Source organism: Pseudomonas sp. FG-3G (genome assembly GCF_901007645.1).
Lineage (GTDB): Bacteria > Pseudomonadota > Gammaproteobacteria > Pseudomonadales > Pseudomonadaceae > Aquipseudomonas > Aquipseudomonas rhizophila.
This window is the reverse complement of record NZ_CAAKGZ010000044.1, coordinates 159,548-179,008: the sequence shown is the minus strand read 5'-3', so window position 1 is coordinate 179,008 and position 19,461 is coordinate 159,548. Positions and strand designations below refer to the sequence as shown.

15 protein-coding genes are annotated in these 19,461 nt (G+C 61.8%); 2 read left to right on the top strand and 13 right to left on the bottom strand.

Annotated elements, in window-relative coordinates; genetic code table 11:
* Positions 1–54: 54 nt before the first annotated feature.
* From PSEUDOMOFG3G_RS25805 to hutC, 7 genes are all read right to left on the bottom strand, one after another.
* A complete protein-coding gene (locus PSEUDOMOFG3G_RS25805; RefSeq protein ID WP_052915294.1) occupies positions 55–885 on the bottom strand; it encodes a glycine betaine/L-proline ABC transporter ATP-binding protein in 831 nt (276 codons plus the stop codon).
* Positions 882–1,733, bottom strand: a complete 852-nt coding sequence (locus PSEUDOMOFG3G_RS25800; protein ID WP_047226934.1) for a proline/glycine betaine ABC transporter permease — start codon at positions 1,731–1,733, stop codon at positions 882–884. Before PSEUDOMOFG3G_RS25800 ends, PSEUDOMOFG3G_RS25805 begins: the two co-directional genes overlap by 4 nt.
* Before the next feature lie 70 nt (positions 1,734–1,803).
* Positions 1,804–2,772 carry an ABC transporter substrate-binding protein gene (locus tag PSEUDOMOFG3G_RS25795; protein ID WP_047226933.1) on the bottom strand — a complete coding sequence of 323 codons (969 nt, stop codon included), beginning with the start codon at positions 2,770–2,772 and terminating at the stop codon, positions 1,804–1,806.
* A gap of 69 nt (positions 2,773–2,841) precedes the next feature.
* Positions 2,842–4,308, bottom strand: a complete 1,467-nt coding sequence (locus tag PSEUDOMOFG3G_RS25790; RefSeq protein ID WP_107323042.1) for a cytosine permease — start codon at positions 4,306–4,308, stop codon at positions 2,842–2,844.
* Between the two features lie 145 nt (positions 4,309–4,453).
* Positions 4,454–6,142: a urocanate hydratase gene (hutU, locus tag PSEUDOMOFG3G_RS25785; protein WP_047226931.1), complete on the bottom strand. Its 1,689-nt coding sequence runs from the start codon at positions 6,140–6,142 to the stop codon at positions 4,454–4,456.
* A gap of 444 nt (positions 6,143–6,586) precedes the next feature.
* Entirely contained in the window at positions 6,587–7,156 is a 570-nt protein-coding gene (locus PSEUDOMOFG3G_RS25780) for a HutD family protein (RefSeq protein ID WP_139048869.1), read from the bottom strand.
* A complete protein-coding gene (gene hutC, locus PSEUDOMOFG3G_RS25775) occupies positions 7,156–7,866 on the bottom strand; it encodes a histidine utilization repressor (protein ID WP_171061303.1) in 711 nt (236 codons plus the stop codon). Before hutC ends, PSEUDOMOFG3G_RS25780 begins: the two co-directional genes overlap by 1 nt.
* A 144-nt stretch (positions 7,867–8,010) precedes the next feature.
* Between hutC and PSEUDOMOFG3G_RS25770 the strand changes: the two genes are divergently transcribed.
* Complete coding sequence (locus PSEUDOMOFG3G_RS25770) at positions 8,011–9,375, top strand: formimidoylglutamate deiminase (protein WP_076383358.1); 1,365 nt, start codon at positions 8,011–8,013, stop codon at positions 9,373–9,375.
* Between the two features lie 114 nt (positions 9,376–9,489).
* On the opposite strand, the gene PSEUDOMOFG3G_RS25765 is transcribed toward PSEUDOMOFG3G_RS25770, so the two are convergent.
* Together PSEUDOMOFG3G_RS25765 and PSEUDOMOFG3G_RS25760 are read right to left on the bottom strand one after the other, a co-directional pair.
* Positions 9,490–10,059, bottom strand: coding sequence for a lipocalin family protein (locus tag PSEUDOMOFG3G_RS25765; RefSeq protein WP_047226927.1), 570 nt, complete (start codon positions 10,057–10,059; stop codon positions 9,490–9,492).
* A gap of 31 nt (positions 10,060–10,090) precedes the next feature.
* Positions 10,091–10,345 (bottom strand): lipoprotein, encoded by a 255-nt coding sequence (locus tag PSEUDOMOFG3G_RS25760; RefSeq protein WP_047226926.1) that lies wholly within the window; start codon positions 10,343–10,345, stop codon positions 10,091–10,093.
* A 283-nt stretch (positions 10,346–10,628) separates the two neighbouring features.
* On the opposite strand from PSEUDOMOFG3G_RS25760, the gene PSEUDOMOFG3G_RS25755 reads away from it, so the two are divergent.
* Positions 10,629–12,521 carry a methyl-accepting chemotaxis protein gene (locus tag PSEUDOMOFG3G_RS25755; RefSeq protein WP_218938989.1) on the top strand — a complete coding sequence of 631 codons (1,893 nt, stop codon included), beginning with the start codon at positions 10,629–10,631 and terminating at the stop codon, positions 12,519–12,521.
* A 114-nt stretch (positions 12,522–12,635) separates the two neighbouring features.
* Here the strand turns inward: PSEUDOMOFG3G_RS25755 and PSEUDOMOFG3G_RS25750 are convergent, their stop codons facing one another.
* From PSEUDOMOFG3G_RS25750 to PSEUDOMOFG3G_RS25735, 4 genes are all read right to left on the bottom strand, one after another.
* On the bottom strand, positions 12,636–13,232 hold the full coding sequence (locus PSEUDOMOFG3G_RS25750; RefSeq protein WP_107323044.1) for a DUF924 family protein: 597 nt from the start codon (positions 13,230–13,232) through the stop codon (positions 12,636–12,638).
* Between the two features lie 3 nt (positions 13,233–13,235).
* Positions 13,236–14,246, bottom strand: a complete 1,011-nt coding sequence (locus tag PSEUDOMOFG3G_RS25745) for a class 1 fructose-bisphosphatase (RefSeq protein WP_047226923.1) — start codon at positions 14,244–14,246, stop codon at positions 13,236–13,238.
* Between the two features lie 251 nt (positions 14,247–14,497).
* Positions 14,498–15,865: a DUF3999 domain-containing protein gene (locus PSEUDOMOFG3G_RS25740; protein ID WP_139048855.1), complete on the bottom strand. Its 1,368-nt coding sequence runs from the start codon at positions 15,863–15,865 to the stop codon at positions 14,498–14,500.
* Entirely contained in the window at positions 15,862–19,443 is a 3,582-nt protein-coding gene (locus tag PSEUDOMOFG3G_RS25735) for a DUF2339 domain-containing protein (RefSeq protein ID WP_139048854.1), read from the bottom strand. The genes PSEUDOMOFG3G_RS25740 and PSEUDOMOFG3G_RS25735 overlap by 4 nt, the downstream gene beginning before the upstream one ends.
* Positions 19,444–19,461 lie beyond the last annotated feature (18 nt).

Genomic DNA, 19,461 nt, shown 5'->3' with positions numbered 1-19,461 from the left:
CATTGTGGGAGCGAGCTTGCTCGCGATGGGGCCAGCCCAGCCACCACACATTCCTCAAACCACCGCCGCACGCCGCTGCACAAACCGATCAACATACTCATCCGCCGGAGAGTGCAGGATCTCTCGGGGTGTGCCGACCTGGATCAGCTTGCCATCCTTGAGAATCGCGATGCGGTTGCCGATGCGCACGGCTTCGTCGAGGTCGTGGGTGATGAACACGATGGTCTTGTGCAGGGTCTTTTGCAGTTCCAGCAACTGGTCCTGCATTTCCGCGCGGATCAGCGGGTCGAGGGCGCTGAAGGCTTCGTCCATCAGGATGATGTCGGTGTCCGCCGCCAAGGCACGGGCCAGGCCCACGCGCTGGCGCATGCCGCCGGAGAGCTGGTGCGGGTATTTGTTCTCGTAGCCCTTCAGGCCCACGGTGTTGATCCAGTGCAGCGCACGCTCAGTGCAGACCTGCTTGCTCTCGCCACGCACTTTCAAGCCATAGGCGACGTTGTCCAGCACGCTCTTGTGGGGCAACAGGCCGAAGCTCTGGAACACCATGCTGATCTTGTGCCGGCGAAATTCGCGCAGGGCTTCCATGTCCAGTTGCAGAATGTCTTCGCCGTCCACCAGGATCGCGCCGCTGGTAGGATCGATCAGCCGGTTGAAGTGGCGCACTAAAGTGGACTTGCCGGAGCCGGAAAGCCCCATGATCACGAAGATCTCACCGGTGCCAATGCTCAACGACAAGTCGTTCACACCGACCACGCAACCGGTTTCGGCCAGCACCTGGTCCTTGGTCTTGTTCTGGCGGATCAGCTCCAAAGCCTCCTTGGAGCGATTGCCGAAAATCTTGAAGACGTTCTTGACTTCGATCTTGCTGATGGCTGCGTTGTTCATTTGCTCACCTCATGCCGAGGACGACCATAGGCCTGGGTAATGCGGTCGATGACCACGGCGAGAATCACGATCGCCAGCCCGGCTTCCAGGCCGCGTCCGACGTTGAGGGTCTGGATGCCCACCAGCACATCTTCGCCCAGGCCACGGGCGCCGATCATCGAAGCGATGACGACCATCGACAGGGCCATCATGGTGGTCTGGTTGATCCCGGCCATGATGCTTGGCAGGGCCAGGGGCAGTTGCACGCCGAACAGCTGTTGCCAACGGTTGGCGCCGAAGGCATTGATGGCTTCCATCACTTCGCCGTCCACCTGGCGAATGCCCAGGTCGGTCAGGCGAATCAATGGCGGCGCGGCGTAGATCACCGTGGCGAAAATCGCCGGGACCTTGCCCAGGCCAAACAGCATCAATACCGGAATCAGGTACACGAAGCTTGGCATGGTCTGCATGATGTCCAACAACGGCATCAACACCGAACGCAGGCGATTGCTGCGGGCCGAGAGGATGCCCAGCGGAATGCCGATCAACACCGAAATAAATGTCGCCACCAGCATCAGGGCGAGGGTCTGCATCAGTTTGTCCCACAGGCCCACCGCGCCCACCAGGAACAGCAGGCCGACAATCACCGCCGTAGTCGCGACCTTGCGGGTGGCGTGCCAGGCAATGCCGCCGACGATGGCCAGCATCAACCACCAGGGTGCCATGCGCAGCAGGCCTTCGAGGTTGACGATGGCCCACAGCAAGGTGTCGGAAATGTGCCGGAACACATCGCCGTAGTTGGTCACCAGGGAGTCGACCCAACTGTTGACCCAGTCGGCGATGGAGAAGGTAAAGCTTTCGGGAAACATAAGAGACTCTCGATCAAGTGGATGCAGTGAACGTCCCGGCCAGCCCTAGGGTTGGCCGGGTGTATTCGACCTACAGAGCCGCGTCGATTTTCTTGGCCGCGTCTTCACTGACCCAGGCGTGCCAGACTTCAGGATGTTCCTTCAGGAAGATCTTCGCCAGTTTCGGCGACTCGATCCGCTCCTTGGCCATGCGCCCGAGGTTCTGGTTCAGGATATCGATGGGCAGATTGACCTTTTCCAGCACCGCCACCAGTTCAGGCGCTTCGTCGTGGAAGGTCTTGGACAGGCCGACCTTGATGGTCACGCTTTTGTCCACACCCGGTTTTTCTTCCAGTTTCACCAGGTCCACCTGACCCATGAGCGGGGTTGGCGACCAGTAGTAGAACAGGATCGGCTCGCCGCGCTTGTAGCTCGACAGCACCGCCGCATCCAGGGCCGGACCGGTGCCGGGGCGGAAGTTGGTGTAGGTTTTTTCCAGGCCATAGCTTTTCAGCATTTCGCTGTTGTCCAGCTCACAGGTCCAGCCGGCCGGGCAGTTATAGAAGCGGCCCTTGGATGGCTCTTCCTGGTCCTTGAACACAGCGGCGTACTGGCCCAGGTCGGCGATGTTCTTCAGGCCCGGCGCCTTGGCTTCAAGCTTACGCTTGGCGTCACCCTCGATCACATAGCGCGGCACGTACCAGCCTTCGATGGCACCCACCACCGGGGCGCCGACGCCGACAACCTTGCCGGCCTTCTCGGCCTTGTTCCAGACTTCACTGCGACCGACCCATTCTTCGGCGAACACCTGAATATCGTTGCTGCTCAAGGCGTTCTCCATGGTGATGGAGTTGCCTGGCAGACTGTCGGTCTTGCAGCCGTAGCCTTTTTCCAGCACCACTTGCATGACGTCGGTCAGCAACATGCCGCTTTCCCAGTTCAGACCGGCGAATTTCACCGGCTTGCCCGACTCGCACCAACCCGCCGCTTGCGTGGCGCCGGCACTGGCCAGCAGGCCCATGCAAAGCAATGTGGTCAGCAGGGTCTTGTTCGATTTCATTATGTGACGCTCCTAATCAGTGAATTGGCTTACGGCAGTCAAGAGGCATCCAGCCCTGTCAACATCCCATCAGGCCGCTTGGATGCGACCCGCCCTGCTCGGTTGTGCGTCAACCGCGTCCTGCTCGACCGGCAGGATCAATTGATCGGGTACAGCGCTGTGCCACTTCCTGGCGGCGAGGTAATACAGCACCGCCGGAACCACCAGGCCGATGATCCAGGAAATATCCACACCCCCCATCGCTTCCACCAGCGGACCGGTATAGAACTTGGTGGCGATGAACGGCAGTTGAACCAGTACACCGAAGACATAGACGCTGATACCAAGGGCATTCCAACGACCGTAGCGACCGTTCGGGTCGGCCAGCGCCGGCACGTCATAGCGCTCGCGAGTGATGCAGTAGTAGTCCACCAGATTGATCGCGCTCCAAGGCGTAAAGAACGCCAGCAAGAACAGGATGAAAGACTTGAACGCACCGAGGAACGAGTGCTGACCGAGCAGCGCGATCAGGGTCGCCGCGCCGACGATGACCAGCACGAAGCCTAGACGCTGCAAGCGCGTGACGTTCAGGTGACCCCGAAAACCGCTGATGATGGTCGCAATGCACATGAAGCTGCCGTAGGAGTTCAGCGTGGAGATAGTGACCTTGCCAAACGCGATGCTGAAGTACAGCAGCGCAGCGGTGGCACCGGTACCACCCAGGCCAACGATGTAGGCCACTTCGTGACCCGCGAACTGCCCGTTGGCCGAGGCGGCGGCAAACACGCCGAGGATCATCGCCACCTGCGCGCCGATGACTGAACCTGCGCCTGCGGCAAAAAAGGTTTTCACCGAGGAAGTCTTGCTCGGCAGGTAACGCGAATAGTCCGCCACGTAGGGGCCGAAGGCGATCTGCCAGGAAGCCGCGAGCGACACCGCAAGCAGGAAACTGCTCCAGCTGAAATGGCGGATTTGCAGGAGTGCGCCAACGTCCGTCTGGCTCATCAGGCGAGCGAACAGGTAAACAAAGGCGATCACACCAATGACGCTGGCGACACGGCCAATGAAGTGAATCACCCGATAACCGAGCACCGTGACCAGCACGATGGTACTGGCGAAAATGAGGATGCCGACACTGTCGCTGACACCAAACAACTGGCCCAGCGCCTGGCCGGAAAGCACGGTTCCGGTTGCGGTGAAACCCAGGTACATCAGGCACACCAGCACGATCGGGATAGCCGCGCCGTACACACCAAACTGCACCCGGCTGGAGATCATCTGCGGCAGGCCAAGCTTGGGCCCTTGCGCGGCATGCAACGCCATGACGCCACCGCCGAGCAGTTGGCCGATCAGCAAACCGATCAACGACCAGAACACATCACCACCCAGCACCACCGCCAATGCGCCGGTGACAATGGCAGTGATTTGCAGGTTGGCACCCATCCAGAGGGTGAACTGGCTCAACAATCGGCCGTGTCTCTCCGCTTCCGGTATGTAGTCGATCGAGCGCTTCTCGATCAACGGCTTGCTGCTTGCGCGTGTGCGGGTGACGGCCATGGTTCAACCTCTGTGGATTGTCCTAGTTCGAGCGTTGCTTTTTTGTGGGAGCGAGCCTGCTCGCGATGGCGGCCTATCAGCCAACACAAGTGTTGAATGTGCCGCCCTCATCGCGAGCAAGCTCGCTCCCACATGGGCTCCGGGGTTACTTGCCGGTGATCATCGGCAGGTTCAGCCCCTGTTCCTTGGCGCAATCAATCGCGATCTGGTAGCCAGCATCAGCATGGCGCATCACCCCAGTACCCGGATCGTTGTGCAGCACGCGGGCGATTCGCTCGGCCGCTTCGTCGGTGCCGTCGCAGACAATGACCATGCCCGAATGCTGGGAGAAGCCCATGCCGACGCCGCCGCCATGGTGCAGCGACACCCAAGTCGCGCCGCTGGCGGTGTTGAGCAAGGCGTTGAGCAACGGCCAATCGGACACGGCATCGGAACCGTCCTGCATGGCTTCGGTTTCGCGGTTGGGGCTGGCCACGGAACCGGAGTCCAGGTGGTCGCGGCCGATCACGATAGGGGCCGACAATTCGCCGCTGCGCACCATTTCGTTGAACGCCAGGCCCAGCTTGGCACGCTGGCCCAGGCCGACCCAGCAGATACGCGCCGGCAGACCCTGGAAGCTGATGCGCTCGCGGGCCATGTCCAGCCAGTTGTGCAGATGGGCGTCGTCGGGGATCAGTTCCTTGACCTTGGCGTCGGTCTTGTAGATGTCCTGCGGGTCGCCCGACAGCGCAGCCCAGCGGAACGGACCGATGCCACGGCAGAACAGCGGACGGATATACGCCGGCACGAACCCTGGAAAATCGAAGGCATTTTCGACGCCCTCTTCCTGGGCCATCTGACGGATGTTGTTGCCGTAGTCGAAGGTCGGCACGCCCATTTTCTGGAAGGCCAGCATGGCTTTGACATGGACGGCCATCGATTGTTTGGCCGCTTTGACCACGGCAGCAGGCTCAGTCTTGGCGCGGGCGCGGTACTCGTCCCAGGTCCAGCCGGCCGGCAGGTAACCGTTGAGCGGGTCGTGGGCGCTGGTCTGGTCGGTGACCATGTCCGGGCGCACACCGCGACGGACCATTTCCGGCAGGATTTCGGCGGCGTTGCCACAGAGCGCGATGGAGATCGCCTTGCCTTCTGCGGTGTATTTCTCGATACGGGCCAGCGCGTCGTCCAGATCAGTGGCCTGTTCGTCGACATAACGAGTCTTGAGGCGGAAATCGATGCTCACCTGCTGGCATTCGATGTTCAGCGAGCAAGCGCCGGCCAGGGTCGCGGCCAACGGCTGCGCACCGCCCATGCCGCCCAAGCCGGCCGTGAGGACCCAGCGCCCCTTGAGGTTGGCGTCGTAATGCTGGCGACCGGCCTCGACGAAGGTCTCGTAGGTGCCTTGGACAATGCCCTGGCTGCCGATGTAGATCCAGCTGCCGGCGGTCATCTGGCCGTACATGGCCAGGCCCTTGGCGTCCAGTTCGTTGAAGTGTTCCCAACTGGCCCAGTGCGGCACCAGGTTGGAGTTGGCGATCAACACGCGAGGAGCGTTGCTGTGGGTTTTGAACACGCCCACCGGCTTGCCGGATTGCACCAGCAGGGTTTCGTCGTCGTTGAGGTTGGTCAGGCTTTCGACGATCTTGTCGTAGCACTCCCAGTTACGCGCCGCACGGCCGATGCCACCGTAAACCACCAGTTCCTTGGGGTTCTCGGCCACTTCGGGGTCGAGGTTGTTCATCAACATGCGCAGCGGCGCTTCGGTCAGCCAGCTCTTGGCGGTCAGGGTGTTACCGCGTGGGGCACGGATTTCAACGTCACGGTATTTTTCGGGTTTGCGGGTAGCGTCGGTCACAGCAAGAACTCCTCAGCGATCAATCCAGACCAGCCCAGGCAATGGGCGCGATTTCCAGGCACGTTACGTTGAGCGATGGTGACTCATACGCATACGTCTTTACTTGTATGTACAAGCATATGCAATCAGGCGGCCAACTTGATGAATGCGCGCCCAAGGAAAACGACGAGCATGGTTGTGAGTCCCGTAATTAAAGGGCTCTAGCGGAAAATGAAATTTCTGAAGGGGATTTTTGGTACTGGAAGGAAGGGCCAATAAAGCGTGGCGTTGCGCCACGCTGGGGCATTCGGTAACAAGTTGGTGCGCATGGAAGGAACATCGAACAGGCTTTTTGTGGCGAGGGAGCTTGCTCCCGCTGGGGTGCGAAGCGGCCCTGTTTTTTGGGTCTGCTGCGCAGCCCAACGGGAGCAAGCTCCCTCGCCACAATGGCCTATACGCCTGAGGTCAGTGGGCCGTCAGCTCGATCACGCAGCATTGACCGCGGGTGGATATTTCCAGCAAGCCGGTGTTACCGCTCAGTTGCCAACAGTCATAAAGGCCCAGATCGGCAATGGACTCGCCTGTCCTGATGCCGAGTTCGGTGTCCGCACTGAACACCAGGACGGTCCCCGCCTCACTGAAAAACCGTTGTTCGCCGGCCATCCACTGTAACCGTGCGCGGTAACGCTTTGGCGCGTAGATCAGGTTGAAGTCGCGAATCGCTCCGCCCAGCAAGGTGCACGTCACATGACTTTCGCCACTGAATGCAAACGGGTCCAGTGGGTGCAAAGACCGCGTAGCCTGACCATCGATCGTGAGCGTCATGCCGTCACCCTGCAAGACGCTGATGATTCGCTCGTAGCCGGCAAAGGTTGAAAAGCCACCCGACTCAGCAATATCGGCAATCGACAGGCGCCAGCCGAAACCGTCCAGGCCGGTACCCGCATCACGGGTAATTTCTTCGGTGCTGCCGCCGCCGTTTTTCCATGGCATGCGTGGATAATCGGCGGCGCGCAGAACTTTCATCTGCTTGATCATTTATGAAAGCGTCCTTCCAGACGATGACGGGAACCGGGGTGAATCAGGCGCGCGGCGGTTACCGGCTGACGCCCCGACCAGGTGCGGCGCCGAATCAACAGGCATGGCTCGCCCCGTTCGATCTGCAGCAGCTTGCACTCGCTCGCCTCAGCGAGAATCGCTTCAACCACGTGCTCGCCTTCGGTCAGCGGCGCAACCTGGTTGAGGTAGGCGTAGGGCGTTTGCAGGGTGAAGTCCTGCTTGAGGTAGTCCGGGGCCACCAGGGCATTGACGAAACGGTCCTCGATTTGCACGGGGATGTCGTTTTCGAAATGAACGATCAGCGAATGGAATACCTTCTGGCCTTCGCGCATGTCCAGGGCCAGGGCGCGCTCGGAACCGGCGGCCTCCTCCTCCAGCGTGATGACCTTGCACGTATGGCGGTGGCCTCGGGAGGCGATCTCGTCGGCAATGTTATGCACTTCGAACAACGCCGACTGGCTCTTGGGCTCGGCCACGAAGGTGCCGACGCCCTGCATGCGCACCAACAGGCCGTCGGCGGTCATCTCACGCAGGGCACGGTTGATGGTCATGCGACTGAAACCCAGCTGGCTGACCAGTTCGCTTTCCGACGGCACGCGGTAATGCGGCGGCCAGTTTCCACTGTCGATCTGCTGGGTGATCATCTGTTTGACGCGGGCGTACAAGGGCGCCGGACTGTCGCCCATGTTTGCGGCCAGCGGCGGTTTGGCAGGCGGAGTCGGCACGGCGGTTCCTTGTTCTGCAAAAGAAGGGTGCTAGCTTGCCGGAGTTTACCGGGCAGGCAAACGTCTGTATATGTATATACAAATTACGCACGATGAGGTTGAACCATGTCCGCCTTCTTTGCCGAACGCGCGCTGCTGCCTAGTGGATGGGCCCATGATGTACGTTTTGAAGTCGACGCCAGCGGCGTCTTGACTCATATCCAGGCCGACTCCCAGGCAGACGGCGCCGAACGGCTGGGCGGGCCACTGTTGCCTGGTATGCCGAACCTGCACTCCCACGCCTTCCAGCGGGCCATGGCCGGGCTGGCGGAAGTGGCGGGCAACCCCAACGACAGTTTCTGGACCTGGCGCGACCTGATGTACCGCCTCGTCGGAAAAATCAGCCCCGATCAGCTCGGCATCATCGCCCGACAGCTGTACATCGAAATGCTCAAGGCCGGTTACACCTCGGTCGCCGAATTCCATTATGTACACCACGACACCGACGGCACGCCTTACGCCGACCCGGCGGAACTGGCCCTGCGCATCAGCCAGGCCGCCAGCGCCGCCGGCATCGGCCTGACCCTGCTGCCGGTGCTCTACAGCCATTCCGGTTTCGGTGGCCAGGCCCCCAATGACGGGCAACGTCGATTCATCAACAGCACCGAAAACTACTTGAAACTTCAGTCACGCTTGCAGCCGATCCTGGCCGGGCAACCAGCCCAGGCGCTGGGTTTGTGTTTCCACTCGCTGCGCGCCGTGACCCCCGGGCAAATCCAGGAAGTGCTGGCCGCCAGCGACCGCCATTGCCCGGTGCACATCCACATTGCCGAGCAGCAAAAGGAAGTCGACGACTGCCTGAGCTGGAGTGGCGCCCGACCGCTGCAATGGCTGTACGAAAACACCGAGGTGGATCAGCGCTGGTGCCTGGTCCACGCCACCCACGCCAATGCTCACGAAGTCAGCCTCATGGCCAGGAGCCAGGCGATTGCCGGCCTGTGCCTGACCACCGAAGCCAACCTGGGTGACGGGATTTTCCCGGCCGTGGATTTCCTCGCCCAGGGCGGACGTCTTGGGATCGGTTCCGACAGCCATGTGTCGTTGAGCGTGGTGGAAGAGCTGCGTTGGCTGGAATACGGCCAGCGTCTGCGAGATCAACGGCGCAACCGCTTGTATCGGGCCGATCAACCGATGGTCGGGCGCACCTTGTTCGATGCCGCGCTGCAAGGGGGTGCCCAGGCGTTGGGACAACCGGTCGGCGCCCTCGAAGTGGGCAAGCGCGCGGACTGGCTGGTGCTCGATGGCAACGATCCGTACCTGGCCACCGCAAACGGCGATGGGATTCTCAATCGCTGGCTGTTTGCCGGCGCAGATCGTCAGGTGCGGGATGTGATGGTTGGCGGGCAATGGGTCGTGCGTGACGGGCATCATGCCGGGGAGGAGGACAGTGCGCGGGCGTTTACTCAAGTCTTGCGCGAACTGTTGGGTTGACCACAAAACTGTGGGAGCGAGCCTGCTCGCGATGGCGGTCTATCAGTCAACATCTGTGTTGAATGTGACGACCTCATCGCGAGCAGGCTCGCTCCCACATTTGATCGGTGACTATCAATCCGAAGTCTTGGCCATCTGCCGATCCGAGGCACGCCAGATCAACCGAGTCGTGTCGTAACCCTGCTGGCGCGCCTTGCTCAGCAGTTCTTCGCGCACAACGCCATTGACCGTCGGGGTTCGGGACAGCAACCACATGTAGCGACGACTCGGGTCACCGACGATGGCGGTCTTGTAATCATCGCTGACATACAGGACCCAGTATTGCCCCTTCGCCACACCCGGCACGATCCGCGAAAACCAGTTATCAAACTCGACCCAGAGCTTGTCGGTCTTGCCCGGCACTTGAGGCGTTGCAGTGCCCCTGGCTTCTTCCCACTGCCAGTCCGAGGTCAGGCAGCGGTTGAACACATCCACATTGCCGTCAGGCTTGAGGGTGTAGTGGGCTTCCGATTGCGCGCAGTTGCGCTGGAAGTACATCGGTAGACGGGCCAACTCGTACCAGGTCCCTTGGTAACGCTTGAGGTCGACGCTGTTGACAGTCTTTGGCGCCAACGGGTCTTCGCCAGAAGTGGCACAGCCAGCCAATACCAGGCCGGCAAAAAGCACTAACAATAACCGCATCATTATTTTTCTCCCGCGGGCCGGTGGCCCCGGTTTACTTCAGGCCTTGGCCGGAAAACATCAACACTTTGTCACCGGCGTACTGCACGCTGATAAAGCTCTTCTGGTCGCCCCAGGTGCAACTGGACATGCCGAGCGCGCCCGAACAATCGGTCGGTTTCCCCAACAACGCTTCGACTTCGGCCTTGGGCATGCCGGCAGACAGTTTCGAATAGTTTTCCTGGTTGACCTTGCTGCATGCCGTCAACAAGACGCACAAGGACAACAGGGCGATAGATCGCAGCGACATGGTGTAACTCCTGGAACGGAAGGGGGTGGCAGGGTGCCAACCAGAACCTTAGAAGAGAAAACCCCTATCTGGTTCCCCGACAGACCCAGTATTTGTTGGGCTTTGGGCCGGTGTTTCATGGATGAATCAACCCGTTTGTGACGCCGTCGTGTATTTCGTCGGGATTAGCCTGCACGCGCCTGATTCAAAGCGCTTTGGAGCCGATAAAAAGAGCAGCGCGATGCCAGGTGTTATGGCAAATTGACGCCCCTTCCTGACCAGCTCCTCTGCGGTAGCGTTCTTAATGACCAGAAACATGAAATTCAGCCACAAAATCCTGCTGGCTGCTGCGCTCGTGGTAGCCGTTGCATTCGCCTGCTTCATCCTGTTCAACGACTACCGTCAGCGCCAGGGCTTGCAAGCCAGCACCGAGACCTCCATGCAGGAGCTCGGCAGCCTGACCAGCCGCAACATTCAAACCTGGGTCGAAGGCCGCACCCAATTGCTGCAATCGTTGGCCCAGCAGATTGCCGTGGACGGCAGCAGTGCCGATAGTCTCAAGCGCGCCGTGGGCCTACCGGTCTACACCGGCAACTTCCAGCTCAGCTATTTCGGTGGCACCGACGGCGTGATGTTCTCGGTACCGGCCGGCAATCGTGCGGCCGACTACGATCCCCGCGCCCGTGGCTGGTACAAGGCCGCCAACAGCGCCCAACAAACCATCGTCACCGAACCCTACATCGCCGCCTCGTCGGGCAAACTGGTAATAACCGTCGCCACCCCGGTACAACATCAGAACCAGATGATCGGCGTGGCCGGTGCGGACATCGACCTGTCCAGCGTCAGCGCCATCATCAACTCGCTGAATTTTGGCGGCCACGGCCATGCGTTCATCGTCAGCGCCGACGGCAAGATCCTCATCCACCCCGACAGCAAGCGCGTGCTCAAGACCCTGGCCGAGGCCTACCCTGACGGCGCACTGCACGTCAGCCCAGGCATGAAAGAAGTCGAGCTCGACGGCAAGACTCAATACCTCTCCTTCACGCGGGTCAACGGCGTACCGGGGGCCGACTGGTACGTGGCGCTGGTGCTCGACAAGAACACTGCCCTGGCGATGCTCAGCGAGTTCCGTACTTCGGCGCTGATCGCCATGGTGATTGCCGTGGTATTCATCATCGCCCTGCTGGGCATGCTGATCCGCGTGCTGATGCAACCGCTGCTGACCATGGGCCGCGCCATGCATGACATCGCCGAAGGCGAAGGCGACCTGACACGCCGTCTGACCATCCACGGCCAGGACGAATTCGGCGCTCTGGGCACGTCGTTCAACCGTTTCGTGGAGCGTATTCACACGTCGATCCGCGAAGTGGCCTCGGCCACCGGTCTGGTCAACGAAGTCGCACTGCGTGTGGTCAGCGCGTCAAACTCGTCGATGGTCAATTCCGATCAGCAGGCTTCACGCACCAGCAGCGTGGCCGCGGCGATCAACCAGCTCGGTGCCGCCGCCCAGGAAATCGCCCAGAACGCCGCCCTCGCCTCGCAACATTCCAGCGATGCCCGCAGCCTGGCCGAAGACGGTCAACACGTGGTGGATAAAACCATCACCGCCATGCAGCAGTTGTCCGCCAAGATCAGCGATTCGTGCGGCAACATCGAAACCCTGAACAACAATACGGTGAACATCGGCCAGATCCTTGAGGTGATTACCAGCATTTCCCAGCAGACCAACCTGCTCGCCCTGAACGCCGCCATCGAAGCCGCCCGGGCCGGTGAAGCCGGTCGCGGCTTCGCGGTGGTGGCCGATGAAGTGCGCAACCTGGCTCATCGCACCCAGGATTCGGCGCAGCAGGTGCAGAAGATGATCGAGGAGCTGCAAGTCGGCGCCCGGGAAGCGGTCCTGACCATGACCGACAGCCAGCGCCAGAGCGAAAGCAGCGTCGGCATCGCCAACCAGGCCGGCGAACGCCTGGGCAGCGTGACCCAGCGCATCGGTGAAATCGACGGCATGAACCAGTCCGTGGCCACCGCCACAGAAGAGCAGACCGCCGTCGTGGAATCGATCAACGTCGACATCACCGAAATCAACACGCTGAACCAGGAAGGCGTGGAAAACCTGCAAGCGACATTGCGGGCCTGTGCCGACCTTGAACAGCAAGCGGCGCGGTTGAAGCAGTTGGTGGGTAGTTTCCGGATCTAGTGCCTGGACTGGCCCCATCGCGAGCAAGCTCGCTCCCACAGTAGATCTCTTTGCCACAAAGATCCCTGTGGGAGCGAGCTTGCTCGCGATGGCGGCATCAGCCTCACAGCAAAATCAGAACCTGGACCCAGGCCTGTTCAAAAACTCGATTTCATCAGCCGTGGACTCACGCCCCAACACCGCATTGCGATGGGGGAAACGTCCAAACTGCGCAATGATCTTCTGATGCCGCTCGGCGTAATCCAGGTTGTCTTCGAACACCGCCCGATCCGCCTCGGGCTGCTCGCGGGTCAGTTCGATGAAACGGGACACCGCTTCATTCTGCACCGCCAGGTTTTCGCAATGTTCGAGCACCAGGTAGATGAACACCCGCTGGATAGGTTCGAGTTGCCGGTCGAAACCCGCCGCCATGCCCTGGGCCACCAGCGCTTGGGCACGCAGGTCACCGGAAAAAGCCTTGGGAGAGTCGCGAAAGATCATCCGCGGGAGCTGATCAAGCAGCAGCACCAGAGCCAGCCAGCCTTCGGGGCGTTGCGCCCAGTCGGTCAATCCGCCGGCCAGTGCCTGCTCGACCTGATCGCCGAAGCGCTCTTGCGCTTGGCGATCATGCCGTTTGCCGAACCACAGCTTGCCCTTGTCAGCGGCTATTTCGTCCGGCGATTTGGCTGAGCCAAACCACCAATCGAGCAACGGCTGCCAGGGCTGGGCCATGATTTATTCCTTGTGGTAGGCCGTGGCGCGGGCGACCTCTTCCTTCGAGCCAAGGAACACCGCCACACGCTGGTGCAGGCCTTCGGGCTGGATGTCGAGAATACGCTGGTGACCGTCAGTGGACGCACCGCCAGCCTGTTCCACCAGGAACGACATCGGGTTGGCTTCGTACATCAGACGCAGTTTGCCCGGCTTGGACGGCTCGCGGCTGTCGCGCGGGTACATGAACAGACCGCCACGGGTCAGGATGCGGTGTACGTCCGCGACCATCGCGGCGACCCAGCGCATGTTGTAGTTCTTTTTCAGCGGACCTTCTTCACCGGCCAGCAATTCGCCCACATAGCGTTGTACCGGGGCTTCCCAGTGACGCTGATTGGACATGTTGATGGCGAATTCCTGGGTGGTTTCAGGAATGGTGATGTCTTCGTGGGTCAGAACGAAGCTGCCCATCTCACGGTCCAGCGTGAAGCCTTTGACGCCGTCGCCCAGGGTCAGCACCAGCATGGTCTGCGGGCCATAAATGGCATAACCGGCGGCGACCTGTTCGGTGCCTGGCTGCAGGAAAGCCTTTTCATTCAAGGCTTCATTCTGGCTCAGGTATTCGTTCGGGCAACGCAATACCGAGAAGATGGTGCCCACTGGCGCGTTGATATCGATGTTCGACGAACCGTCCAGTGGGTCGAACACCAGCAGGTAAGCACCCTTGGGGTATTTGCCTGGGATCTGGTAGGCGTTGTCCATTTCCTCGGACGCCATGCCGGCCAGGTGGCCGCCCCATTCGTTGGCTTCGAGCAGGATTTCGTTAGAGAGCACGTCGAGCTTCTTCTGCACTTCGCCCTGCACGTTTTCGGTGCCCATGCTGCCCAGGACACCACCCAGGGCGCCTTTGGATACGGCGTGGCTGATCTCCTTGCATGCACGCGCCACCACTTCGATCAAAAAGCGCAGATCGGCAGGGGTGTTGTTGCTGCGGGTCTGCTCAATCAAATAGCGACTCAAGGTAACGCGGGACATGGACGGCTCCGAAGAATAGGGGGCGGAAAAACCTGCGCAGTTTAGCGCGAGTCGGGACTTAATTCCTCCTATGAGACGGGGAATGGAGGATTGAGTTCACGGGGTCGCGCCTCGCTTGGGTATTTCTGTTGTCGAGAGGACGCTATCGCGAGCAGGCTCGCTCCCACATTTGATCTTCTGCGGACACAGTTTTTGTATACGACATAAATCCAGTGTGGGAGCGAGCCTGCTCGCGATGGGTGCGCAGCACCTCAGTTTTTGACCGGCGGCTTACGCAGCAAGCTCAATGCCATCGCCGCAAGGACCAGTACGCTGATCAGCAACACCGCCCACAAGCCGATCTTCTTCCAGTTGGTCTCGATGGTCGCAGGCGTGGCGGCGGTAACCGGTGTCGAGGTGGCCGCACCGCTCAGCGTCGCCGTACCCAACGTCGCCAGGCGTGACGGCTTGTAATCGGGCACCAGCGTGGCCAGTGGCAGGCTGGCCGCTTTCGCCGTCGCATTGCCCAGCGCCAGGCTGTAGGGCCCCTCGCCCCGCGCCAGGAACACCACTTGGGTCGGGCGCACGGCAAAACGCAAGGCTGGCGCTTGGGCACCGAGGCCGCCGCCACGTTCGTCCACCGTCAGCTTCAATTGCTGCACGGTCTGCCCCGACAGCTGCAGTTGGTTCTGCAACACATCCTGACCGTTCTGGGTCAGGCGATACAGCAAGCCGCTGCCCAGCGATTGCCACGGCTGGCTGCTTTCACGCCGTCCGGCCAGGGTCACTGGTGCCAGGCTGTTGGCCTGGCTCAGTTCGACCTGCACCTGTTCGACATTCAACCCCATGGGCAACTGCCAGGTGTATTGCCCAGCCTTCATGGTGCTGCCGGCCAAAGGCTGCGACCAGACCAACGGCAACGGCAGGCTCTCGCGACTGCCGCTCTGCAACTGGGCCGAGGTCAACACCGGCGCCGATGATGGCGATTCCCATAACAACCGCAGATAACGCGCCGGCTGTCCTGGCAAGCTGACCTCATGCTGCTCCACCCGCTCATCAGCAAAGGTCAGCCGCGCCACCTGGCCTTCGCCCCACGCCTGCCAGTGTTGCAGGTCGTCACTGGCTTCGATGGTGAAGCGCTGGAAGCCGTCGCGCTCGCTGGTCCAGTCGAGGATCAACTGTTGCAAGGGCGCCTTGATCGCACTGGCATCCAGCAGCCAGCCGCGCAGTTCCTCCTCCCCCGCCTCGAGCCGGCTGGACGGTTGCACCTGCACCAGCGTGCCGTTGGCGCTCGATTGGACCCGTACGCTGGGCGCGCGCTCGTTGTCATCGGCGGCGTTGTACAACGGGAACCACTTCACGTCGGTGGTGCTGTGTTCCCGGCTCCGGGCCGTCTCGCGAACCAATGCGTAGGCCTGGGCCTGCCCGGCGGCGTTGAACACCCGCAGGTCGCTCAGATCGGTCTGGCGCGCTTGCAACTGAATCTCCAGGGGCAACGCCAGGCGATACCAGGGCCCCTCGCCGCTCAAGGCCAATGGCACCTGATGGGCAAAGTCCGCCGGCTGTTCCTGGGCCGTCACCGACAAGGCCACCCACAACCCCACCACGCCCAACCCGATGCGACTCAACTTGCGACTCAAGACGACACTCCCTCACTGACAGGTGTTGGCGGCTCGGTCCGCGAGCCCCCTTCCGGGCGTTTTGGCGGCAGCGGCGCGAAGTAGCCCACCACCAACAGCAATACGCCCACGCCGATAAACGACACGATCCGCGCCAGACCGCCACGGTTACTCAATTCGACAAAGAACAGCTTGGCCACCACCACGGCGATCAACGCCGCACCGATCAGCCACACCTCACGACGATGGCGCAGATGCCCACCGATCATCAGGCCCAGGGCAATCAGGGTCCAGACGATGGACAGCCCGGCCTGCACAAACATGGATTCGAGCAACGCATCCAGCTCGAACGGCACGCCGATCCAATGGTGGGCACTGCGCATCACCACGGCGGTGAAGAACGCGAACAGCGACACGCCGGCGATCAACTGGGCGACGTGTCCGGCATGACTCCATCGGATTGCCAGTTGCGCTAGCGCGCTGCGAGCACATACGTAGACGCCAAACAAGGCGAACAGCAAGCCCAGCTCCAACGGATTGAGCAGCGGCACATAGGGCAACGGCTCGGCGCTGCCGTCGCTGAAGGTGTTGGCCAGCCAGAACCAGCCCAGCATCAACAGGGCCAGGGGTGCCGCCGCGTACACACGATATTCGCGTGGATGGGCCGAGACCGGCCACGGCCAGGCCCGCGGCGCGGCCATCAGCACCAGGTACAGGCTCGGCAGAATCGCCCAACCCAGCCAGCGCCAGGCGTTGTACTGCTCGGACAACAGCAGCAGGCCGTAGCGCACCTCCAGCGCCAGCACACCGATCAGCAGCCAGCAACCGAGCACATGGGCGGTGCTGCGCGCCCGAGCCGGCAGCAGCGGCGCCAGACGTTTCAGGGAAAGCAAATGCACGGCGAACACGGCCAACCAGGCCAGCCAGCCGAAATCCGCCGCCGGGTGATAACGGCTATGCCCGGTCGCCACCAGCACACAGCCGGCCACAGGTATCAGCAAGGTGCATAGCAACCCCATCGCCGGCCATTTCAAACGCAGCGCCAGCAATGCCCACAGCGCCACACTGATTGCCGCGACGATCAGCATCAAATGACCTTGCAAGTGCTGCGGTGCAAAGCGCAGCACTTCGCTGCCCCACGCCAGCGCCCACCAGCCTGCCCCCCAGACCAGCAGCAACTCGGACAACCGCTGCAAGCTCAAGGCCTGGAACACCGCCGACGGATGACCACGCTGCAATCGCCACGCGCCCACCAGTGCCGCCAACCCCAGCACCAGCGGTGTCCAGAACCCGCTGTGAGCCAGGGGCCGCAGATCCTCGGCATTCAGCGGCCCGAGCAGCGCCGACCCGGCGGCAAGAAACGCCGCGCCGCCGATCAACTGCAACAACAGACCAAACACGAAACTCACGCGCTGCTTCAGGTACAGGCTCAGCCAGATGATCAGCAGGCCGCTGGCCGCCCATACACCGCTAGCCGTCTGCCAGGGCAGGACGAAGAGCACGGCGAGGTTGATCAGCACCAACCCTGCCAGCAGCACTACCGACAGCCCGCGCAGCAATCGGACATCGTTGCGCACCATGTCATCGCGGGCCGCCAGCAGCATGCCGCCAATCAGCGTCAGGCCGATCAGGGAGGCACTGAGCAAACCGCTCCAGCCAGCGCTGAACACCGCGGTCGAATCCCCTTCGGCCCCCTGCAAACGCAACAGGAACAGCGCACCGCCCAGCAACTGCACCGCGAACGCGGTAAACAGGAAGCTGCGCGATTGCAGGCGCAGGCCCGCCAACAGCGTCGCCAGACCGGCCAGGGCCCAGGCGATGGCAGTGCCGTGAGTAAAGAAGAACAACGGCGCCAGCAGATAGAGAAAACTCAAGCCCAGCACTGCCAGCACCGGCAGGCCTTGGCGCTCCCAGCGTGTGGCGTGCTCAGGCGCGGTCTTGCGCAACTGGTAGAAACTGAACAGCAAGGCGCCACCCAGCATCAACGCCCCCAGCGGGGCGCCATCGATCAGGCTGCTGTCGCCCTGACGCAACTCGCTGACAAAAGCCAGCGCCGAGCCCAGTTGCAGCAGCAAGGCAAAAGCCCGAGCCAAAGGCCGCTGCTGACGCAGGCCCAGCCAGAAAATCCCCGCCCCTTCCACGGCCCATGCCGCCGCGGTCCACCGAGCATCGAGGCCCAGGGGAATCGCCAGGCTGGCAAAAATCACCCCCAAGGCCAGGCAGGTTTCGGCCAACAGGACGGCGCGCCCCCCCATCAATACCCGCGCCAGTCCCATGTAGATGATGCCCAGGGCCAGGGCGCTGAACGCTGCGGCGAACTCCAGATGCTGCACCAGCGCGAACTGCAGACCGAACCCCACCAGGGGCGGGCCGAACAACAGGGTGCCGTCCACGTAGTCGCCCTTGCGGGCCGACCAGCGCAATAGCGCATCGCGGTCTTCGTCCTCGGGCCCGTCGCCCATTTCCAGCAGCTTGCGTCGGGTAAACAACAAGCCGATCGCCAGGTACATCAGGAAGAAAACAATCAGGAACGGCTCGGTGCTCCAGAGCAGTTCCGGCCCATAAGAGCGCAAGCCCCAGGCGAAACCGATGCCGAAGGTGCCGACAAAACCAATCAGGTTGAGCAGGCGCCAGGCCTTGAACCAGGCAATCGCCAGAATGCCGGCATTGAGCAGGATGAAGTAGCTGAACAGCGCGACATGGTTACCGCTGCCGGTGGACGTCAGGATCGGCGCGGCAAACCCGCCCAACGCTGCCACCGCAGCCAGGCCGAGGGCATTTTGGGTGACCGCCAGAATCGCCGAGAACACCGTGACCGCTACCAGCAAGCCCAGGGCCGCTTTCGAGTCGAGCAGTGGATGCAGGCGCATGGCGGCGAACACGGTCAGGTACAGCACGGCGATCCCGGTGCCCTGCAACATCAGCGCGTAGTTGCTGTTGCGCTGGCGCAGCCACCAGCCCAGGCCTAACAGGCCCAACGCACTGGCCGCGACGCCGGCATAACGCAACTCGATGGGCACGACCATGCCTTCAGTGGCATAGCGCAGCAGAAACGCCAGGCCGAGGAACAACAGCACCACCCCGACCCGCAATACGGTATTACCGCCAAACAGCCAGTTACGCGCCCCCGCGACGGCACGCTCGAACAGATTCGGACCACGAGGGGCAGCCGGTTCCGGCTGGACCGGTTTGGGGGCGGCCGGCGCAGACGTCCATACGTCGTCGGGCAACGGCTGACTGGCTTGTGTGGTCATCGCCGGAAGGGCTTCAAGGTCAGGCGGCAGTTCCCAGACCAGCTCCGGCTCAGGTGGGATTTCGGATTCCGGTGCCTGGGCCACGACGATCTCGGGCGATGGCGGCGGTTCGGAGGCTGCGACCGTGCTGCGTTCAAGCGCGATCAGCCGCTGCTCCAGTGCGCTCAAGGTGCGCTGGGCCGTTTGCAACTGGTTCTGCTGTTCGGCGGCGTGGGCACCGAGGCGACGCAGACCAATCCCCTGAGCGATGCCAAGGCCCAGCAACGCGCCTATCAGCGCATCGGCGAACGACTCATCCACCACCCAGCCAAATGCCAGGCCCAACAGCATCAAAATCCATTGCATGGTCGATATCCCTAGGCG

Bases quoted from the DNA above. Each gene is read 5' to 3' on its own strand.
- PSEUDOMOFG3G_RS25805 (WP_052915294.1), bottom strand. From the start codon at position 885: ATGAACAACGCAGCCATCAGCAAGATCGAAGTCAAGAACGTCTTCAAG.
- PSEUDOMOFG3G_RS25800 (WP_047226934.1), bottom strand. From the start codon at position 1,733: ATGTTTCCCGAAAGCTTTACCTTCTCCATCGCCGACTGGGTCAACAGT.
- PSEUDOMOFG3G_RS25795 (WP_047226933.1), bottom strand. From the start codon at position 2,772: ATGAAATCGAACAAGACCCTGCTGACCACATTGCTTTGCATGGGCCTG.
- PSEUDOMOFG3G_RS25790 (WP_107323042.1), bottom strand. From the start codon at position 4,308: ATGGCCGTCACCCGCACACGCGCAAGCAGCAAGCCGTTGATCGAGAAG.
- hutC (WP_171061303.1), bottom strand. From the start codon at position 7,866: ATGGGCGACAGTCCGGCGCCCTTGTACGCCCGCGTCAAACAGATGATC.
- PSEUDOMOFG3G_RS25770 (WP_076383358.1), top strand. From the start codon at position 8,011: ATGTCCGCCTTCTTTGCCGAACGCGCGCTGCTGCCTAGTGGATGGGCC.
- PSEUDOMOFG3G_RS25765 (WP_047226927.1), bottom strand. From the start codon at position 10,059: ATGATGCGGTTATTGTTAGTGCTTTTTGCCGGCCTGGTATTGGCTGGC.
- PSEUDOMOFG3G_RS25760 (WP_047226926.1), bottom strand. From the start codon at position 10,345: ATGTCGCTGCGATCTATCGCCCTGTTGTCCTTGTGCGTCTTGTTGACG.
- PSEUDOMOFG3G_RS25755 (WP_218938989.1), top strand. From the start codon at position 10,629: ATGACCAGAAACATGAAATTCAGCCACAAAATCCTGCTGGCTGCTGCG.
- PSEUDOMOFG3G_RS25750 (WP_107323044.1), bottom strand. From the start codon at position 13,232: ATGGCCCAGCCCTGGCAGCCGTTGCTCGATTGGTGGTTTGGCTCAGCC.
- PSEUDOMOFG3G_RS25745 (WP_047226923.1), bottom strand. From the start codon at position 14,246: ATGTCCCGCGTTACCTTGAGTCGCTATTTGATTGAGCAGACCCGCAGC.
- PSEUDOMOFG3G_RS25735 (WP_139048854.1), bottom strand. From the start codon at position 19,443: ATGCAATGGATTTTGATGCTGTTGGGCCTGGCATTTGGCTGGGTGGTG.